The organism is Nonomuraea sp. NPDC052265, from assembly GCF_044547985.1.
In the GTDB taxonomy this organism is placed as follows: domain Bacteria; phylum Actinomycetota; class Actinomycetes; order Streptosporangiales; family Streptosporangiaceae; genus Nonomuraea.
This window is the reverse complement of record NZ_JBIUBJ010000012.1, coordinates 189,012-208,372: the sequence shown is the minus strand read 5'-3', so window position 1 is coordinate 208,372 and position 19,361 is coordinate 189,012. Positions and strand designations below refer to the sequence as shown.

The 19,361-nt window shown below is 72.9% G+C and carries 18 protein-coding genes; 15 read left to right on the top strand and 3 right to left on the bottom strand.

Going from position 1 to position 19,361, the window contains the following annotated elements; translation table 11 throughout:
* The first annotated feature begins 61 nt into the window (after positions 1-61).
* From ACIHAD_RS31285 to ACIHAD_RS31270, 4 genes are all read left to right on the top strand, one after another.
* Complete coding sequence (locus ACIHAD_RS31285; RefSeq protein WP_397358251.1) at positions 62-970, top strand: FKBP-type peptidyl-prolyl cis-trans isomerase; 909 nt, start codon at positions 62-64, stop codon at positions 968-970.
* Between the two features lie 93 nt (positions 971-1,063).
* A complete protein-coding gene (locus tag ACIHAD_RS31280) occupies positions 1,064-1,966 on the top strand; it encodes an FKBP-type peptidyl-prolyl cis-trans isomerase (RefSeq protein ID WP_397358250.1) in 903 nt (300 codons plus the stop codon).
* Between the two features lie 19 nt (positions 1,967-1,985).
* Positions 1,986-2,633 (top strand): helix-turn-helix transcriptional regulator, encoded by a 648-nt coding sequence (locus ACIHAD_RS31275; RefSeq protein WP_397358249.1) that lies wholly within the window; start codon positions 1,986-1,988, stop codon positions 2,631-2,633.
* A 33-nt stretch (positions 2,634-2,666) separates the two neighbouring features.
* Complete coding sequence (locus ACIHAD_RS31270; RefSeq protein WP_397358248.1) at positions 2,667-3,146, top strand: DUF3291 domain-containing protein; 480 nt, start codon at positions 2,667-2,669, stop codon at positions 3,144-3,146.
* Here ACIHAD_RS31270 and ACIHAD_RS31265 read toward each other — a convergent pair.
* Positions 3,092-4,159, bottom strand: coding sequence for a DUF3866 family protein (locus ACIHAD_RS31265; RefSeq protein WP_397358247.1), 1,068 nt, complete (start codon positions 4,157-4,159; stop codon positions 3,092-3,094). The genes ACIHAD_RS31270 and ACIHAD_RS31265 overlap by 55 nt on opposite strands.
* Positions 4,160-4,197: 38 nt before the next feature.
* Between ACIHAD_RS31265 and ACIHAD_RS31260 the strand changes: the two genes are divergently transcribed.
* From ACIHAD_RS31260 to ACIHAD_RS31215, 10 genes are all read left to right on the top strand, one after another.
* Positions 4,198-5,160, top strand: a complete 963-nt coding sequence (locus ACIHAD_RS31260; RefSeq protein ID WP_397358246.1) for a helix-turn-helix transcriptional regulator — start codon at positions 4,198-4,200, stop codon at positions 5,158-5,160.
* A complete protein-coding gene (locus ACIHAD_RS31255; protein ID WP_397358245.1) occupies positions 5,157-6,125 on the top strand; it encodes a helix-turn-helix transcriptional regulator in 969 nt (322 codons plus the stop codon). Before ACIHAD_RS31260 ends, ACIHAD_RS31255 begins: the two co-directional genes overlap by 4 nt.
* Positions 6,122-6,340, top strand: a complete 219-nt coding sequence (locus tag ACIHAD_RS31250) for a hypothetical protein (protein WP_397358244.1) — start codon at positions 6,122-6,124, stop codon at positions 6,338-6,340. Before ACIHAD_RS31255 ends, ACIHAD_RS31250 begins: the two co-directional genes overlap by 4 nt.
* 14 nt (positions 6,341-6,354) lie before the next feature.
* The gene (tatA, locus tag ACIHAD_RS31245) at positions 6,355-6,708 is read left to right on the top strand and encodes a Sec-independent protein translocase subunit TatA (RefSeq protein WP_397358243.1); all 354 of its coding nucleotides are present in this window, start codon (positions 6,355-6,357) and stop codon (positions 6,706-6,708) included.
* Between the two features lie 34 nt (positions 6,709-6,742).
* On the top strand, positions 6,743-7,624 hold the full coding sequence (gene tatC / locus ACIHAD_RS31240) for a twin-arginine translocase subunit TatC (protein WP_397358242.1): 882 nt from the start codon (positions 6,743-6,745) through the stop codon (positions 7,622-7,624).
* Between the two features lie 16 nt (positions 7,625-7,640).
* Complete coding sequence (locus ACIHAD_RS31235) at positions 7,641-8,528, top strand: diacylglycerol/lipid kinase family protein (protein WP_397358240.1); 888 nt, start codon at positions 7,641-7,643, stop codon at positions 8,526-8,528.
* 79 nt (positions 8,529-8,607) lie between these two features.
* Entirely contained in the window at positions 8,608-11,334 is a 2,727-nt protein-coding gene (locus tag ACIHAD_RS31230) for a DEAD/DEAH box helicase (RefSeq protein ID WP_397358238.1), read from the top strand.
* Positions 11,335-11,922: 588 nt separating this feature from the next.
* Positions 11,923-13,575: an ABC transporter ATP-binding protein gene (locus ACIHAD_RS31225; protein ID WP_397358236.1), complete on the top strand. Its 1,653-nt coding sequence runs from the start codon at positions 11,923-11,925 to the stop codon at positions 13,573-13,575.
* 140 nt (positions 13,576-13,715) lie between these two features.
* Positions 13,716-14,297, top strand: a complete 582-nt coding sequence (locus ACIHAD_RS31220) for a TetR/AcrR family transcriptional regulator (protein ID WP_397358235.1) — start codon at positions 13,716-13,718, stop codon at positions 14,295-14,297.
* Between the two features lie 146 nt (positions 14,298-14,443).
* Positions 14,444-14,614: a hypothetical protein gene (locus ACIHAD_RS31215; protein WP_352331507.1), complete on the top strand. Its 171-nt coding sequence runs from the start codon at positions 14,444-14,446 to the stop codon at positions 14,612-14,614.
* A gap of 69 nt (positions 14,615-14,683) precedes the next feature.
* Here the strand turns inward: ACIHAD_RS31215 and ACIHAD_RS31210 are convergent, their stop codons facing one another.
* Both ACIHAD_RS31210 and ACIHAD_RS31205 read right to left on the bottom strand, forming a co-directional pair.
* Entirely contained in the window at positions 14,684-16,099 is a 1,416-nt protein-coding gene (locus tag ACIHAD_RS31210) for an RNB domain-containing ribonuclease (RefSeq protein WP_397358346.1), read from the bottom strand.
* 36 nt (positions 16,100-16,135) lie between these two features.
* Positions 16,136-16,468 (bottom strand): STAS domain-containing protein, encoded by a 333-nt coding sequence (locus ACIHAD_RS31205; RefSeq protein ID WP_397358234.1) that lies wholly within the window; start codon positions 16,466-16,468, stop codon positions 16,136-16,138.
* 294 nt (positions 16,469-16,762) lie between these two features.
* Between ACIHAD_RS31205 and ACIHAD_RS31200 the strand changes: the two genes are divergently transcribed.
* Entirely contained in the window at positions 16,763-18,853 is a 2,091-nt protein-coding gene (locus ACIHAD_RS31200; protein WP_397358232.1) for an alpha-galactosidase, read from the top strand.
* Positions 18,854-19,361: the final 508 nt, after the last annotated feature.

Below are 19,361 nucleotides of genomic sequence, written 5' to 3'. Positions count from 1 at the left end.
GCGAATCTGACGTCTTTTCCGAGGGAAATCCATGCGCCGCGCTCTGGCCGTACTGGCAGCCGTGCCTTTGATCTTCTTCGCCGCCGCGTGCGGCGACACCGACGCCGGGGCGAACGGAGGCGCCGCCACCAGCACCGGCTCGGCCGGGCTCAAGGTCACCGGGAACGTGGGCGCCAAGCCCACGGTGACCTTCCCCGCCGGCTCGCCGGCGACGAAGTCCTCCTACCAGGTGATCCAGCCGGGCACCGGCCCCGAGGTCAAGACCGGCGACAAGCTGATCGTCAACCTGACCGTCTACAACTGGGACGGCAAGGGCAACGCGATCCAGGGCTCCTCCTACGACACCAAGCAGCCCGAGACGGTGCCGGTCAACGAGCAGCTCCCGAAGGTGCTGCAGGATGGCTTCACCAAGGTCAAGCACGGCGGCCGGCTGCTGGCGGTGCTGGCCAACGACTCGGCGCCGCAGGGGCAGGCCACGGCCGGTACGGAGCCGACCAAGGTGTTCGTGCTCGACGTGGTCGGCGCCCGGCCCGCCGCGCTGAAGGCGGCCACGGGCAAGGAGACCGGCCAGAGCCTCAAGGGTGTCAAGGTGGTCAACCCGGGTGGGGACAAGGCCCCCACGCTGACCACCAAGACCGACGAGAAGCCGTCCAAGGAGCTGGTGGTCAAGACCCTCATCGAGGGCACCGGCGCCAAGGTGCAGCCCAACCAGACGCTCTCGGTCCACTACACGGGCAAGATCTGGGGCACCGACAGCCAGTTCGACTCCAGCTGGGAGCGCGGCGAGCCGGCCGAGTTCCCGCTCGCCAACGTCATCCAGGGCTGGCAGAAGGGCCTGGCCGGGGTGCCGGTCGGCAGCCGGGTCGTCATGAGCATCCCGCCGGACCTCGGCTACGGCGACCAGGCCCAGGACAAGATCCCCGCCAAGAGCACGCTGGTGTTCGTGGTGGACGTGCTGGCGGCCTACTGACGGGCGATCTCCTGACGGGCGTCCCGACGACGCGGTAGCATCTCGTGGCCCGGTGGCCTCTCGCCGCCGGGCCGCTTCGCCGTGGGAGGACCGATGCGCCGCCGTACGATCGTGCCGCCGCTGGTGCCGCTGCTCCTGCTGGCCGCCGGCTGCACGGGTGCGACGGCCGGTGACCTCGACCTGAAGGTGGGTGGCGCGTTCGGCGCCAGGCCCACGATCGTCTTCCCCGCCGGCAGGCCCGCCGCCGATCTGAAGGTCGAGGAGCTGACCACGGGCGGGGGCGACCGGCTGGGCGACGACGACGTCGCGATCGTCCAGTACACCGCGCACGTGTGGGACGGCCGCGACAACCGCCTGGTCGACTCCAGCTTCACCCGGGGCACCCCGGCGGCCTTCCCGGTGGGATCGTTGCTGCCGGGGCTGGACCGGGCGCTGCGCGGCCGTACGGTGGGCAGCAGGGTGATCGCGGCGATCCCGCCGGGGGAGGGCTTCGGCACGAGCCCGCCGAGGGGCGTCGGGCCCGCCGACGACCTGTTCTACGTCGTGGACATCCTGGGCGCCCACCGCAAGGGCGCCTCGGTCAAGGGCGCCGGCGGGTCGCTGGCCGGCGTGCGGGTGAGCGGTGGCGACCGTCCCGGGTTGTCGATCCCGGCCACCACGCCGCCGCGCGCCTTCGCCTCGAAGGTGCTCAGGCGGGGGAGCGGGCGCCCGGCGCAGTCCGGGCAGCTCCTGGTCACCCAGTACGAGGGCGCGATCTGGGCCCGGCGGCGGGTCTTCGACGCCACCTGGCCGGCCGGCCTGCCGAAGGCGTTCAAGATCGGCGACGGCACCGTGATCAAGGGGTGGGACAGGGCGCTGGTCGGGGTGCCGGTCGGCAGCCGGGTGCTGATGATCGTCCCGCCCGCCTACGGCTACGGCGCGCCGGGCCACCCCGCGTACGGGATCAAGGGCTCCGACACCCTCGTGTTCGTCGTGGACGTCCTGGCCGCCTACTGAGGCTCCGTAGACTCCGGCTGTGAGCAGTGACGACGACCTGCAGGCGCTCGGCCTGCTGCACGACCCCGTGCGCCGCCGCCTGTACGAGGCCGTGACGGCCGGCGGGGGCGACGTCGGCAGGGGCGAGGCCGCCGAGGCCGCCGGTGTGTCCAGGACGCTGGCCGGCCACCACCTCGACAAGCTCGTCGAGGCCGGGCTGCTGGAGAGCGGCTTCCGTCCCCAGGACAGGAAGGGCCCCGGCAGCGGCCGCCCGGCCAAGGTCTACCGCAGGGCCAAGGGCGAGCGGACGGTCAGCCTGCCCCCGCGCGACTACGCAACGCCCGCCTCGGTGCTGGCCGACGTGGTGGAGCTGCTGGGCGCCGAGGAACAGGCCGAGCGGGTGGCCCGACGGGCGGGCGCGCGCATCGGCAGGGAGCGGTCCGGCGAGCCCGTCGGCCGCGTGCTGCGCGAGCGCGGCTACGAGCCCTACGACGAGGGCGGCGCGCTGCGGCTGCGCAACTGCCCCTTCCACCTGCTGTCCCAGGAGCAGCCGCTGCTGGTGTGCTCGATGAACCTGGCGCTGTGCCAGGGGCTGCTGGAGGGCATGGGCGAGGACCCGGGCAGGGCGCGGCTGGATCCGAGGCCGGGGGAGTGCTGCGTCTCCCTCTCTAAAACAAATGAAGATTGACATAGAAGCCGCGGTGATGATGTGCTGAGCCCCATGCATCTGGCCCAGCTCAACGTCGCGCACCTGCGCGCGCCCATCGACGCCCCCGAGCTCGCCGAGTTCGTCGACCTGCTCGAACCCGTCAACGCCGTCGCCGACGAGGCCCCCGGCTTCGTGTGGCGGATGAAGGAGAGCGAGAGCGACCCGACCGCCACCGTGGTGCACGACTACGGCGACCACCTGCTGATCAACTTCTCGCTGTGGGAGTCGCTGGAGACCCTCTGGGACTTCGCCTACCGCAGCGTTCACCTGGGCGTGCTGCGCCGGCGCAGGGAGTGGTTCCTGCGCGTGGCCGAGCCGTACATGGTGATGTGGTGGGTGCCCGAAGGGCACATCCCCTCGCTGGCCGAGGGCATGCGGCGGCTGGAACGCCTCAAGACCGAGGGGCCCAGCCCCGAGGCGTTCACGTTCAAGGACTCCTACGACAGCAGCGAGGCCGCCAGCCTGCCCGCCGCCGCCGAGGCCAGGAAGTAGGTCAGGTCCTCCTCCAGGCCCCTGCCCATGGTGGACAGCTTCACGGGCGCGGCGCGCAGCGCCTCGTGCAGGCCGTCCACCGGCACCGGCACCAGCCGGTGCCGCGCCGCCAGCGGCTCGGCCTGGTCGCGCACCCGCTCGCCGAACGCGCCGGGCAGCTCCGGCAGCGCCACGTCGGCCGGCGTCAGCGCGACCCGGCCGTAGGCGGTCAGGGAGTGGTGGGAGAGGCCGACGTGCCGCTCGCGGGCGTCGCCCTCGCTGACCCGCAGCGCCGCCACCGGACGGCCGCGCAGCACCCCGGCGGCGTTGACCGCCTCGCCCGCCGACACCCCCGAGAAACCCCACCGGGTGCCCGTGCCCAGGTTGCCCGGGCCCTGCGCGACGACCGCCACGTCGGCCGCCAGAACGTGCCTGGCCGCCAGCAGCCCCGTGTGCACGGTGACCGTCTCGACGTCGCCGCCGAACGCCTGGCCCGTCGTCACCACCCCGGCCAGCCAGCCGACCTCGCGCAGCCGGGCCGCCGACATCGAGAACCAGGCGGGCAGCGCGCCGCCGTCCTGCATCACGTACGCCACCCGCAGGCCGGGGTCGCCGTCGTACAGGCCGGCCAGGATCGGGGCCAGCGCGGAATGCAGATCGGCCACGATCACCGGCATCCCGGCCAGGTCGTCGGCCTCGCTCAGGACGTCGTGGAACTCGGAATCCTGCTCGTCGGCGCCCAGCACCGTGGCCTGCAGCGGGGTGTAGCGCGCCTTCACCAGGTGGCCCGGTCCCCGCGGATCTTGCGGCAAACGGTTCGGGACGGCCACCACCATGGCGTAACCTCCCGTACCGAGACCCATCGCGAGTGCGGTCGTGTTGAGCAGCACCTCGTCGCCGGGTTCCGGGCGGCCCACCAATGGGGGGTAGGCCAGTGCCCGGCACTCACCTTCGGGGACGGCGACATCCAGCTCCACCGCTCCCGGCCACTCGCGTCGGATCCGGACAACCTCGCCCTTGCGCCATCTGATCACGGGGGCAGGGTAGCGTCGATGAAGGAGGAGTGAGGCAGATGTCGCGCCGTAAGACCGAGCGGTTGCTGAATCTGGTGATCTGCCTGCTCGCCACCCGGCGCCCGCTGTCGGCCGAGCAGATCCGCCAGGCGGTTCCCGGCTACGACCGCGACGGCGACGAGGCGTTCCAGCGCATGTTCGAACGCGACAAGAACGAGCTGCGTGAGATCGGCATCCCCATCGACGTCGTACGCGACCCGTGGGAGGACGAGCCGGGCTACCGCATCGACCCCCAGTCGTACGAGCTGCCGGAGATCACCCTGGAGCCCGACGAGGCCGCCGTGCTCGGCCTGGCGGCGCAGGTGTGGCAGCGGGCCAGCCTGGCCGAGGCCGCCTCGGGGGCGCTGCTGAAGCTGCGCGCCGCCGGCGTGGCCACCGACGAGCCGGTCGGCGGCCCGATCGGCGGCGGCGCCCTGGAACTGCGCGTCGACACCCGCGACCCGGCCTTCCCCGCCCTGTGGGACGCCGTGCGCGACCGCCGCGTGGTGCGCTTCGACTACCGCGCCTCCGGCAGCGAGACCGTGCGCGCCCGCACCGTCGAGCCCTGGGGCGTGGTCAGCCGGCGCGGGCGCTGGTACCTGGCGGGGTTCGACCGCGACCGCGACGCGCCGCGCGCCTTCCGGCTCAGCCGCATCGCCGGCCCGGTCACCGCCGTCGGCCGCCCCGGCGCCGTCGAGGTGCCCCACGGCGTCGACCTGCGGGCCATGGTCGGCTTCCCCGAGGAGCCGATGGACGAGCGCGTCGCCGTCATCCGGGTCCGCCGGGGCGCCTGCGAGGGCCTGCGCCAGCTCGCCAGGGCCGTGCGCCCGCGCGAGGACGGCTGGGACGAGGCCGAGCTGCCCTTCGCCGACCCCGAACGCCTCGCGGGCTGGATGGCCAGCCTCGGCGCCGACGTCGAGGTGGTCGAGCCTCCTGACGCCCGCGAGGCCGTCATCCGCCGTCTGAAGGGAGCCCTGGCATGAGCGGTTCGGCTGACCGGCTGCCCCGGCTGCTGGCGCTGGTGCCGTACCTGATGTCCCATCCGGGGGCCCAGGTCGGCGAGGTCGCCGAGGTGTTCGGGCTGAGCGAGAAGCAGCTCATCGACGACCTGCAACTGGTGTGGATGTGCGGCCTGCCCGGCCACACCCCCGGCGACCTCATCGACGTCTCCTGGGACGGCGGCGAGATCATCATCGACAACGCCGACACCATCGCCAGGCCGCTGCGCCTGGGCGTCGACGAGGCCAGCGCGCTGCTGGTCGCGCTGCGCATGCTGGCCGCCACGCCCGAGCTGGCCGACGTGGCCGCCGGCGACGCGCTGCCGCGCGTGGTGGCCAAGCTGGAGCGCGCCGCGGGCGAGGGCGCGGCCACCGTCAGCAGCCAGGTCGCCTTCGACGTCGAGGCCGCCCCCGACGCCCTCGGCCGGGTGCGCGAAGGGCTGACCGGCCGGCGCCGGCTGTCGCTGCGCTACTACGTGCCGGGGCGCGACGAGGTCACCCCGCGCGAGGTCGACCCGACCCGGGTCGTGGTCGTCGACGGCCGCACCTACCTGGAGGGCTGGTGCTACCGGGCCGAGGCGATGCGGCTGTTCCGGCTCGACCGGGTGCTCGGCGTCGACGTGCTCGACGTGCCGGCCGACCCGCCGGCCGAGGCCGAGCCGATCGACGTCACCCGGGGCGTCTTCCGTCCCTCGCCGACCGACGAGCTGGTCGAGCTGGAGGTCAGCGCCGCCGGGCGTTGGGTGGCCGAGTACTACCCGTGCGAGGAGGTCACCGAGCTCGGTGAAGGACGGCTGAAGATCACGTTGCGGGCGCGTGACGAGGACTGGATCGTCAAGCTCGCGCTGCGGCTGGGCGACACCGGCCGGGTCGTCTCCCCGCCCCGGATGGCCGAGACCGTGCGCGGGGAGGCCGAACGGGCTCTGGCCCTGTACGCTCAGCAGTCATGACGTGGATCTTCTCGGCCGCCGGGCTGGTCCTGGCCGGGCTGGCCGTGCTCGGTTTCGCGGGCGCGAGGGCCGCGGCCGCGGCACGTGCCCTGAAGAGGGAGGTCGCCGCGGCGAAGGCGCGTCTGGAGCCGGGGCGGGCCAGATTGACGCCTCGGGGAGATGAGACCACGGCCCTCGGGGGCGTACCATCGGGGCTGAAGACCGGCACTCGCTGATAAAAGGACGTTTCATGTCGAACCTTGGAGTTCCCGAGCTCCTGATCATCGCAGGCGTGCTCGTCCTGCTGTTCGGTGCCAAGAAGCTGCCCGACGTGGCCAGGGGCGTCGGCAGGTCGCTGCGCATCTTCAAGTCGGAGACCGCCAAGCTCCGCGAGGACGACGACGACACGCCCCACACCACGGTCCAGGCCCAGCCGGCCCCGGCCCCGGCCCAGCAGCCCGCGCCGCAGCCGATCACTCCCGCCCCGGCCCCCGCTCCCGCCGCCGCCCCCGCGCTGTCGGCCGAGGAACAGGCCCGCCAGCTAGAGGAGCAGGCCGCCCGCCTGCGCGCCAGCGCCGCCGCCCAGGCCGACAAGCAAGGCTGACCCCCCTTCCTCCTCCTTCACCCCTGGACTGCGAATGGCGCTGCTCAAACGGTCGAGCGATTCCGGATCGGCCCCCGACCCCGAGGGCCGGATGCCGCTCATGGAGCACCTGCGCGAACTGCGCAACAGGTTGCTCATCTCGGTTCTCGCGGTGGTCCTGGGCATCGTCGTCGGCTGGATCCTGTTCGACCCGGTGTGGGAGGCGCTGCGCGCGCCCTACTGCGAGACGGTGCAGTCGCGCCAGCTCAACGGTCACTGCAGCCTGGTCTACAACGGCATCTTCCAGTCCTTCTTCATCACGCTGAAGGTCTCGGCGATGGTGGGCGTCGTAGTGGCCTCACCGGTCTGGCTCTACCAGATCTGGGCCTTCGTCACCCCGGCCCTCTACCGCAACGAGAAGCGCTACTCGATCGCGTTCCTCGGTCTGGCTGTCCCGCTGTTCGTGTTCGGCGCGGGTCTGGCCTACGTCATCATGGACACCAGCCTCGGCATCCTGCTGAGCTTCTCGCTCGAGGACACCGTCGCGACGATCTCGATCGACGAGTACCTCGACTACGTCCTGATCATGTTGTTGATCTTCGGTGTGTCGTTCGAGCTGCCGTTGCTGCTGGTCTTCCTCAACGTCATCGGCGTCCTGTCCCACGCGACCGTCAAGAAGCACCGGCGTACGGTGATCTTCGCGATGTTCGTGTTCGGGGCGGTCATCACCCCCGGCGGCGACCCGCTCACCATGATGGCGCTGGCCGCGCCGATGATCATCCTGTACTTCCTGGCCGAGCTCTTCATGTACGTGCGCGAGCGCCGCAGGCCCGCCGGTGACGACTTCTCGCACCTGTCCGACGACGAGGCCTCACCCCTGGCGGACGCCCCGCCGGACGCCCCGCCGGACGCCGAGGATTCCGGCGACGCCCGATAGGCGATAGGTTCCGGGCGTGGCCCCCCAAATCGCCCTGCTCGTCAACCCCGCCGCACGCGGTGGGCGCACCCTGCGACTGCTCGAACCCGTCGCCCGCCGGTTGCGGGCCGGCGGCGCCGAGCTGTCGGTGATCGTCGGCGCCGACGCCGCCGACGCCCTCGAACGTGCCTGCACCGCCGTCGCCGAGCGCCCCGACGCGCTGGTCGCCTTCGGCGGCGACGGGCTGGTCCATCTGGCCGTCCAGGCGGTGGCGGGCACCGACGTGCCGCTCGGCATCATCCCGGCCGGCACCGGCAACGACTTCGCCGCCGCCCTGGGCCTGGCCCACCGCGACCCGCTGGCCGCGGCCAGGACCGTGCTGCGGATGCGGGCCCGGCCGGTCGACGCGGCCCGCGTCCGGGCGGGGGAGTCGGAGGAGCTGTTCGCGGGGGTGCTGTGCTGCGGCTTCGACTCGCGCGTCAACGAACGCGCCAACCGGCGTACCTGGCCGCCCGGCAGGGGCCGCTACCTGGTGGCGGTGGCCGAGGAGCTGCGCGCCTTCCGTCCGATCCCGTTCCGGGTCACGCTCGACGACGGCGAGGTGGTCGAGCAGGAGGCGATGATGGTCGCCGTGGCCAACACCCGCTCGTACGGGGCCGGCATGCGCGTGTGCCCCGACGCCTCGCCCGACGACGGCCTGCTGGACGTGATGATGGTCGGCGCGGTGTCCAAGGGCGAGTTCCTGCGCGTCTTCCCCGGCGTCTACCGGGGCACCCACGTGGGCCATCCGGCGGTGTCGGTGCGGCGGGCCCGCCGGGTCACGCTGGAGGCGGCCGACGTGGTGGCCTACGCCGACGGCGAGCGCGTGGGGCCGGTGCCGGTCACCTGCGAGATCCAGCCGGGCGCCCTCCGCGTGATCACTTGATCTACAATGTAAAGGCTGTTCGCCGCGGGCCGAGTGCGCCGGGACGGACCGGAATGGCGATTTCGGTAGGCTGACGGGTATGACAACGCCAGCGGAACGCTACGCGGCCTTCCGTCAGAAGCACGGGGACGACGGAGGGGCGCTGCGATCGTTCCGCGGCCTCTACGACTTCGAGCTCGACGACTTCCAGCTCGACGCCTGCCGGGCCCTGGAGGCGGGCGACGGCGTCCTGGTGGCCGCGCCCACCGGGTCGGGCAAGACGGTCGTCGGCGAGTTCGCCGTCCACCTGGCCCTGGAGCAGGGCCGCAAGTGCTTCTACACCACCCCCATCAAGGCGCTGTCCAACCAGAAGTACAACGACCTGGTCAAGCGCTACGGCACGGCCAAGGTCGGCCTGCTGACCGGCGACAACAGCGTCAACGGCGAGGCCCCGATCGTGGTCATGACCACCGAGGTGCTGCGCAACATGCTCTACGCCGGCTCGGCCACCCTGGCCGGGCTCGGCTTCGCCGTCATGGACGAGGTCCACTACCTGGCCGACCGCTTCCGCGGCGCGGTGTGGGAAGAGGTCATCATCCACCTGCCGGAGTCGGTGCGCCTGGTGGCGCTGTCGGCGACGGTCAGCAACGCCGAGGAGTTCGGCGAGTGGCTGGGCGAGGTGCGCGGCGACACCACGGTCATCGTCGACGAGCACCGGCCGGTGCCGCTGTGGCAGCACATGATGGTCGGCAACCGCATCTACGACATGTTCATGACCGACGACCTGACGCTGCGCATCAACCCCGCGCTGATGCGGGTGACGCGCGACGCCGAGCGGCTCATGGCCGGGCGGCGCGGGCGCGGCGGCTACGGCAAGGTCCACCGCTCACGGCCGCCAGACCGGGCCCAGGTGATCGAGAAGCTCGACTCCGAGGGGCTGCTCCCGGCGATCACGTTCATCTTCTCGCGCGCCGGCTGCCAGGCGGCCGTGCAGCAGTGCCTGCACGCCGGGATCCGGCTGACCACCGACCGCGAGCGCCACGAGATCAGGCAGCTCGTCGACGAGCGCACCGCCCACCTGCCCGACGAAGACCTGGCCGTGCTGGGTTACCTGGAGTGGCGCGACTGCCTGGAGCGCGGCCTGGCGGCCCACCACGCGGGCATGCTGCCGGCCTTCAAGGAGGTCGTCGAGGAGCTGTTCACCCGCGGCCTGGTCAAGGCCGTCTTCGCCACCGAGACGCTGGCGCTCGGCATCAACATGCCCGCGCGCAGCGTGGTGATCGAGAAGCTCGACAAGTGGAACGGCGAGACCCACGCCGACCTCACCCCGGGGGAGTACACCCAGCTCACCGGGCGGGCCGGGCGGCGCGGCATCGACGTCGAGGGGCACGCGGTCGTGCTGTGGCAGGTGGGCATGGACCCGCTGTCGGTGGCCGGGCTGGCCGGCACCCGCACCTACCCGCTGCGCTCCAGCTTCCAGCCGTCCTACAACATGGCCGTCAACCTGGTGGGCCAGTTCGGCCGCGAGCGGGCCCGCACGCTGCTGGAGGAGTCGTTCGCGCAGTTCCAGGCCGACCGGGCGGTCGTGGGCCTGGCCAAGCAGCTGCGCAAGCACGAGGAGGCCCTGGAGGGCTACCAGGAGGCCATGACGTGCCACCTGGGCGACTTCCCCGAGTACGCCGCGCTGCGCCGGCGCCTGTCGGACCGGGAGGCCGAGCTGTCCAAGCAGCGCGGCGCGGCCCGGCGCGCGGCCGCCGTGCGCTCGCTGGAGGCGTTGCAGCCCGGCGACGTGATCCGGGTGCCGGGCGGGCGCAGGGCGGGCCTGGCGATCGTGCTCGACCCCGGCCGCAACCCGCGCGGCTACGGCCCGAGCCCGCTGGTGCTGACGATCGGCAAGCAGATCAAGAAGCTCGACCCGGCCGACTTCCCGGTGCCGGTCGAGCCGCTGGAGAAGCTGCGCATCCCGAAGAACTTCAACGGCCGCTCGCCGAAGGAACGCGCCAACCTCGTCTCCACCCTGCTGGCCAAGATCGGCGACCGCGACCTCGGCAAGCCGGCCAGGGCGCGCGACCACTCGATCGACGACGATGAGGTCGACGAGCTGCGCCGGCGCATCCGCCAGCACCCCTGCCACGGCTGCGACGAGCGGGAGGACCACGCACGCTGGGCCGAGCGCTTCTACAAGCTGCAGCGCGAGACCGAGGGGCTGCGCCGCCGCGTCGAGGGCCGTTCCCACGTCATCTCGCGCACCTTCGACCGTATCTGCGCGGTGCTGGAGCAGCTCGGCTACCTCGACGGCGAGACCGTCACCGACGAGGGCCGCCGTCTGGGCCGCCTCTACACCGAGCTCGACCTGCTGACCGCCGAGTGCCTGCGCGGCGGCCTGTGGGAGGAGCTCGAACCGGCCGAGCTGGCCGCGTGCGTGTCGGCGCTGGTGTTCGAGTCGCGGCAGTCCGACGACGCGCGCCGTCCCAAGATCCCGGCCGGGCGGGCCCAGGACGCGCTGTCGTCGATGATCCGGCTCTGGGGCGAGCTGGAGGGCATCGAGTCCGACCACGGGCTGTCCACGATCCGTGAGCCCGATCTGGGGTTCGCGTGGGCGGCGTTCCGGTGGACCAAGGGCCACAGCCTCGACGCGGTGCTGATGGAGGGCGTGGCCGGCAACGAGCTGGCGGCGGGCGACTTCGTACGGTGGATCAAGCAGCTGATGGATCTGCTCGGCCAGCTCGGGAACGCGGCCCCCGAGGGCAGCAAGATCAGGCAGACCGCGGGCAAGGCGATGGACGCGATGCGGCGCGGAGTGGTGGCCTACTCCTCGCTCACCTGAGTCTCCCCGCTCACCAGAACCTCCTGGCTCACCTGAGCGTGCGGGAATGCCCGGGAAGGGCGGGTGGATCCGGCTGGATCCGCCCGCCCTTCGGGTTTTCCCGATTAGGTGAGAACCAGTTCTGAGTAGCATCTTTGAGCCTTCCGTGACCGCTATTAGCGAATTTAGCGATTTACGGCTCATTTAACGGGCCTTCAGAAGTGCCTTTGTGGCCGGGATTCGCCGGTCAAGTCTTGTATTAACAGCCGAACTTCTGGTGATTTGCGGCGAATTCCGGGGTATCGTCCCTTTTGTCAAATGGAACAGCCATACGGGGGAGGAAGATATGGCTAGCAACCAGCTGACCCAGCCCGGCTTCCAGGAGAACTGGCGCTGCCGTCGCCGCCGGTGGTACCGCCGCCGCTGCTGCAACTACCGCAGGTGGTGGGGCTGGGGGTGGTAGAGCACACCCGTGAGAGCCGGCGGCCCAGCCGCCGGCTCTCCCTTGCGCTCTCCGGCCGCGAACTCGCTCCCGCAGTCTCTATTCGCCGAACCTTTCGCGAGTTCTGGCCGGACACGAAAGGCCTGCGCCGGTTTTTCGCGTGTGGCGTGGTGTTCGCCGTCCTCGCGGCGCTCTGTGAGGTCGCCGCGATCCGCCTGTTCGGGCACATCACCGACGACGTGCTCGCCACCCGGGATCTGGACGCCTTCTGGGCGCCCGCCTTCACCTGGCTCGGGCTCGCCGCCTTCGCCGGGGTGACGTCCTTCGTCGGGACGTACGCCACGGCCTACGGCGCCGAGAGATTCCTGCTGACCCTGCGCGACCGCGTGTTCGCGCACATCCAGACCCTGTCGCCGGACTTCTCGGAGAACCGGCGGCTCGGCGACCTCATGGCCCGGCTGACCGACGACATCCAGGCCATCGAGGAACTGATCGGCTCCGGCCTGGTCAAGCTGTTCACCACCGCGGCCAGCGCGATCTTCTTCGCCGGCGCCGCCTTCTTCATCCGCTGGGACCTCGCCCTCGTCACGATGGCGCTGATCCCGGCGTTCCTGGTCGTCTCGAAGCTCTTCGCGGCCAGGTTCAGGACGGCGGCGGCCCGCGAGCGGCTCAGCAACGGCGCCATGAACAGCGTGCTGGAGGAGGGCCTGGCCAACCAGGCGCTCGTCCAGGCCTACAACCGGCAGGGGGCCGAGTCCGGGCGCCTGCACGGCGAGGGCCGCCACTGGCTGCGCGCCAATCTGTCCCAGGCCTGGCTGTCGGGGCTCTACCAGCCCGTCGTCCAGGTCATCGAGACGATCTGCCTGATCGTCGTCATCGGGTTCGGCGCCTGGGAGATCGTCTCCGGACGGCTCACCCTGGGCGGCCTGCTCGCCTTCGCCGCCTACCTGGCGATGCTCTACCCGGCCGTGCAGAGCCTGGGGGAGCTCGCGCTGACGGTGTCGGAGGCGGCGGCGGGGTCCGACCGCGTGATCGAGGTCCTGCGCGCCCGTCCTCTCGTCACCGATCCCGAGGGGGCGGTGGCGCTGCCGGGCCGGGCCGAGGGACGGGTGGAGTTCGACGGCGTCGGCTTCACCTATCCGGGACGCACACGGCCCGCCCTGCGCGACGTGTCGTTCACCGCCGGGCCCGGCGACCTGATCGTCTGCACCGGGCCCAGCGGGAGCGGCAAGTCGACGCTGGCCAAGCTGCTGCTGCGCTTCTACGACCCGGAGCAGGGACGCGTCCTGCTCGACGGCCGGGACATCAGGGGCCTGACGCGGGAGTCGCTGCGCGACAACGTGGCGATCCTGCACCAGGAGACGCTGCTGTTCTCGGGGTCCGTACGCGACAACATCGCCTACGGCCGGCCGGGCGCCTCGCTCGACGAGGTGATCAGGGCGGCCGAGGCGGCGGGCGTGCACGACTTCGTCAAGCTGCTGCCCCAGGGGTACGACACCCCGGTCGGGCAGCGGGGCCGGCTGCTGTCCGGCGGCCAGCGGCAGCGGATCGGGATCGCCAGGGCCATCCTGCGCGACGCGCCCGTCCTGGTGCTCGACGAGCCGATGACCGGCCTGGACGACGCCACGGTCGCCCAGGTCATGAAGCCGCTGCGGCGGCTGATGGCCGGGCGCACGACCATCCTCATCACCCACGACCTGCGCCACGTGCCGGAGGGCGCGCGGGCAGTGGAACTGGAGCCGGTGCCGCGCGAGGAGCGGATCAGGCTCAAGCGCGTCGGCTCGCTCGGACTCAGGCCGCGCCTGACGGCACCGCCCTGACGGCCCGCCCCGAAGGTGGGCACGCGGGGTCCCACGCGGCCGCCCCTCCTGGCTCCGGCCAGGGCGGGCGGCCGCGCCACGCCGGGCTACCGCCCGGTAGAATCGGAGCCCTCCCTCCGCTTGCCGAAGGCAGGTTCCCCTTGGGCGACGACCACAGCTCCGCCCGGCCGTTACGCGCCGACGCCCGCCGCAACCGCGAGCGGGTCCTGCAGATCGCGCAGGAGGCGCTGGCCGCCGACGGGCTGACCATCTCCCTCGACGAGATCGCCCGCCGCGCCGGGTTCGGGGTCGGCACCGTCCACCGGCACTTCCCGACCAAGGAGGCGCTGCTGGAGGCGGTGCTGCTGGGCCGGGCCGAACGTCTCGTGGCCGACGCCCGCGCGCCGGCCACCGCCGAGGACGCCGGGCGCGCCTTCTTCGGCTGGTTCTGCCGGGTCGCCGAGCAGGCCGCGGCCAACCAGGCGCTGTGCGACCTGCTGGACGGCCGGGCGGGAACGGGCCTGCGTCCCGGCTCGCCCCTGGAGGCCGACTTCGCCGACGCGCTCGGGTGGCTGCTGGCCCGCGCGCAGCGCGCCGGGGCCGTACGCCGCGAGTTGTCCGCCGACGACGTGCGCGACCTGCTGCGCGGGGCCCTGGCCGCCGAACGCCACGCGCGGGCCAGGGGCGCGACCGGGCGGATGGCCGCCGTGATCTGCGACGGCATGCGCGCCGGGGCCGACTGACCGGCCGGTCAAGCCGGTGTCGTCATATGGCTACAGATCGTCACCCCAGGGGCAGTTTCCCGGCTGAACCCGGCGGACATCCCCAAGGCGTAGGAAAAGGATCCACGCGCGTCGCGCCGGGGTCCGGTCAGCTCGGGAGGTAGCCCGTGTTCGCTCTCATCGCCGCCCTGTTCTTCCTGCTCGCCCTGATCTTCGACATCGCCGGCACGGCCGTCGGCAACGTGCTCACCGCGGGCACGCTCACCACCGCCGGGCTGCTGTGCGTCGCCCTCCACCTGCTGGGGGTCGGCGCGGGATGGTCGCCACTCAAGCGGTGAGCGAACGCCACCGGGGGCCGCGCGAGGTCGTCCGCGCGCGGCCCCACGCCGTGCCGCCGTACTCGGCCCTCAGGCCAGGGTGAAGCGGACCTCGCGGGTGGCCGGGTCGGCCTGCGTCAGGCGTACGGTGACCCGCTCGCCCAGGGGCAGGACGCCGTCGCAGCGGGCGATCACGGCCGGCTCGACGAGCTGCACCTGGCCGCCGCCGCGGCGCTCGTCCACGTCGATCACCATCGCCTCGAACGCCTGCCCGATCCGCTCCCGCAGCAGGAACGCCTCCACCAGGTCCACGCAGGCCCGGTCGACCGCCCCGGCGCGGCGGCCGGTCGCCGACATGATGTCGGGCAGCAGCGGCAGCGCGGCCCGTACGTCGGAGGGCACCGGCTCGCCCGCGGCGACCGCCAGGCACACCTCGGTCGCGTACCGGTCCACCAGGCGCCGCAGCGGAGCCGTGACGTGCGCGTACGGCGCCGCCACCGCCGCGTGCTCGGCCAGCTTGGGCGGCGCGCCGTCGAAGGCCGCGTAGCCGGCGCCGCGCAGCAGCACCTTCGACTCCTGGAGGAACGCCGCCTGCTGCGGGTTCTTCGGGTCGAGATCGTGCACGACCTCCCCGTATCCGGCGCCCTCGGGCCACGGCACGCCGAGCGCCTGCGCGACCCTGCGCACCTTGGCCAGGTCGTCCGGCTGCGGCGCGGGCAGCACGCGCAGGATGCCGATCTCGGCGTCCAGCATCATCGAGGCGGCGGCCATGCCGGTCAGCAGCGAGATCTGGGCGTTCCACGCCTCGGCGGGCAGCGGGACGCGGAACTCCAGCCGGTAGCCGCCGTCGTCGTCGCGGACGACCTCCTGCTCGGGCGTGGGCAGGGTGACCCCGCCGCGCGCCCGCTCCAGCCCCAGCCGCAGCGTGCCGATCTCGGCCAGCAAACTCAGAGTGCCGTCGGCGGTGGCGGTGTCCACGGCCGCCTGCACGTAGGCGTAGTCGAGCCGCTCGCGGCTGCGCACCCGGGCGCGCCGCACGTCCGCGCCGACGATCCGGCCGTCGGAGTCGAGGTCGACGCGCCAGACCGCGGCCGGCCGGGTCGCGCCGGGCAGCAGGCTCGCCGCGCCCTCCGACAGCACCTTGGGCTGCAGCGGCACCCTGCCGACCGGCAGGTAGACCGTCTCGCCCCGCGTACGGGCCTCGGCGTCGATCGGGCCGCCGGGCCGGACGAAGGCGCCGACGTCGGCGATGGCGTACCAGACGCGGTAGCCGTCGCGCAGCCGTTCCAGGTGCAGGGCCTGGTCGAGGTCCATCGAGCCCGGTGGGTCGATGGTCACGAACGGCACGTCGGTCAGGTCTTCGGCGTCAAGCCTGGGCACCTGCGCCACCCAGTCGGCCTCGTCGAGCACGGCCTGCGGGAACCCGGCGGGCAGCCGCTGCTCGCGCAGCACGCGGTCGAACCCGTCCTCCAGCCTGGCGGGGATCGGGCCAGGAACCTGAATCATCGACACGCCCACAACCTACTCAAGGCGGGCGTACCGTTACGACTGGGGCGTCAGGTGTGCGTCGAGGCCGGTGATGCGCAGCAGGCGCTTCATGTTGGGCGGGACGTTGGCCAGCCGCAGGTCGGTGTGCCCGCGGGCGGCCTGGTTGTGCAGGGAGACCAGGATGCCCAGCCCGGCCGCGTCGATGAAGGACAGGCCGCTCACCTCGATGACCACGGACATGTCCGGCCGCCGCGCGCGCCCGGCCTCCTCCAGCACGCCGAGCAGGTGGCCGCGGACGGCCTCGGTGGTGGCGATGTCGAGCTCGCCGGACAGGGAGACGGTCACGGTCGTGTCGTGGCGGCTGGTGGTCAGGTGAAGAGAATCCATGTCGGCTCCCCGCTGTTGGTCCGGGCGGGGGAAGTGCTGCTGACTACGGGGACCCGCCCCTGGCCGAAGGCGCCGGATGCCATGGTGCGTCACGCAGCGCTACGGTCTGTTTCCGAAGAGGAGTGTACATGTCCTCCTGTCCGGGCTCGCTGAGCAGGCCCCCCTCCTCTCCACCGCCACCCGGGTGTCCGGAAAGTCCGTACGGCCCGTCACGGTGGGCCCTCGCCGCGCCGCCGGGTAACGTCTCATTTCGCGTGATATTTCATGTGAATTATCGAGATAGAGGAGCGTGACGTGCCCCCCGTCATCCTTTCCGCGGCCGGCTCGGCCCTGGTGCTCGACGACTCCGGCCCCGGGCTGCCGCGGGTGCGGCATTTCGGCGCCGACCTCGGGGCGGTCACCGGCACCGGCCTGCTGCCCGCCTTGCTGTCGCTGACCCCCACGCTGCCGCTGCTGCCCGGCCAGGACGAGTCCTGGTTCGGCCGGCCGGGGCTGTCCGGTGACCGGGCCGGCGAGCACTGGCCGGTGCGCTGGACCGCCGAGGGCGTCGAGACGGAGGCCGAGCCGGGCGCCGGCGGCCGGTTCACGGTCGCCGCCGTGGACGCCGAGGCGGGGTTGCGGCTGCTCAGCGAGCTGGTCATGGACGCCTCCGGCGTCGTCAGGATGCGGCACACGGTGACCAACACCGCCGCCTCGCCGTACCGGGTGCAGGGGTTGACCTGCGCGTTGCCGCTGCCCGCGCGGGCGGGGGAGCTGCTGGACTTCACCGGGCGGTGGGCGCTGGAGAAGGTGCCGCAGCGCAGGGAGTTCGCGCAGGGGGTGTGGTCGCGGGAGAGCCGCCGCGGCCGTACGGGCCACGACGCGACCGGCCTGCTCGTCGCCGGTACGCCCGGCTTCGGCTTCCGCGCCGGCGAGGTGTGGGCCGTGCACGCCGGGTGGAGCGGCGGCCACGTCCACTACGCCGAACGGCTCGTCGAGGGCCAGGCCGTGCTGGCGGCCGGCGAGCTGCTCGAACCCGGCGAGATCACCCTCGCCCAGGACGAGAGCCACACCACCCCGTGGGTCTACTTCACCTGGTCCGGCAGCGGCCTGGACGAGGCGAGCGGCCGCCTGCACGACCACCTGCGCGCCGCCCGCCCGCTCCCGGTACGCCCGGTCACCCTCAACAACTGGGAGGCCACCTACTTCGACCACGGCCTCGACCGGCTGCGCGACCTGGCCGACAAGGCGGCCGCCGCCGGCATCGAACGGTTCGTGCTCGACGACGGCTGGTTCCGCCACCGCCGCCACGACCGCGCCGGGCTCGGCGACTGGTACGTCGACGAGGGGGTGTGGCCCGACGGCCTGCACCCGCTGGCCGAGCACGTACGCGAGCTGGGCCTGCAGTTCGGCCTGTGGTTCGAGCCCGAGATGGTCAACCCCGACTCCGACCTGGCCCGCGCCCACCCCGACTGGATCCTCGCCCGCGCCGCCCGGCCGCCCGCGCTCTGGCGCAATCAGCAGGTGCTCGACCTGGCCCGGCCCGAGGTCTACGACCACCTCCTCGACCGCCTGGACACGCTGACCCGCGAGTACGCGCTCGACTACATCAAGTGGGACCACAACCGCGACCTGGCCGAGGCCGTCCACGACGGGGCGCCCGGCGTGCACGCGCAGACCGCGGCGGCCTACCGGCTGATCGACGAGCTGCGCCGCCGCCACCCCGGGCTGGAGATCGAGTCGTGCTCGTCGGGCGGCGCCCGCGTCGACTACGGCGTCCTGGCCCGCACCGACCGCGTCTGGGCCTCCGACAGCAACGACGCCCTCGACCGGCAGGCCATCCAGCGCTGGACCGGGCTGCTGGTGCCGCCGGACCGCATGGGCTGCCACGTCGGCGCGCCCCACGACCACATCACCGGCCGGGCGCTGCCGCTCGCCTTCAGGGCGGCGACCGCGATGTTCGGCCACATGGGCGTGGAGTGGGACCTGACCTCGGCGAGCCCGGAGGAGCTGGAGGAGCTGGGCGTCTGGATCGCGCTGCACAAGCGGCTGCGGCCGGTGCTGCACGCGGGCCGGGTGGTGCGGGCCGACCACCCCGACCCCTCGGCGCTGCTGCACGGGGTCGTGCTGCCCGAGCGGGCCGTGTTCGCCTGCGTCCAGCTCACCAGCCGCCTCACCGTCAGCCCCGAGCCGCTGCGGCTGCCCGGGCTCGACCCGGCCGCGCTCTACGAGGTGCGCGCCGCGGGGCCGTTGCCGGAGGGCGCGGGGCTGCCGCAGTGGGTGTTCGCGCCGGCGCGGCTGCCGGGCGCGGTGCTGGCCGAGCTGGGGCTGCCCGGCCCCGCCCTGCGCCCGGCCTCCGCGCTGGTCTTCGAGCTCGAACGGGTGACCCCGGCAGCACAGGACTAGCCGAGGTCGTACGGGTGGCCCGGGGGCGGCGGGGTCAGTCGAGGTCCAGGTCCGAGCCGCCGAACCGGTCGCGCAGGAAGCGGCCGTGGTCGCGCAGCGCCTGCTCGTCACCCCGGTGGACGGCGTCGGCGACCTCCCGCAGGCGGCGTCCAGGAGGGCGAGCTGGGCCAGCAGCTCCTCGTGGGCGCTGCGCTCCCGGCCGGCCCGCCGGGTCAGGGCGTACCCGCGCGGCAGGTTCGCGTACGCCTCCAGCCCGGCCGGCAGGGAGCCGCGGATCGTCCGGGACACCACGTGCAGCTGGTCGGGGGAGGCGGCCAGCTGCTCGGCCCGGCCCAGCACGCCCCCGACCACCTCGGCGATCCCCTCCACGGCCGCGTGCACGTCGGCGGGGAAGCGGCCCTCGATCCGGCGCAGCAGCGCGTCGAGGTCCGCCCGCAGCGCCGACGTCCCGACCTCGGCGTGCGAGATCCGCAGCCGCTCGGGCGGGGCCAGCAGGGCGCCCGCACCG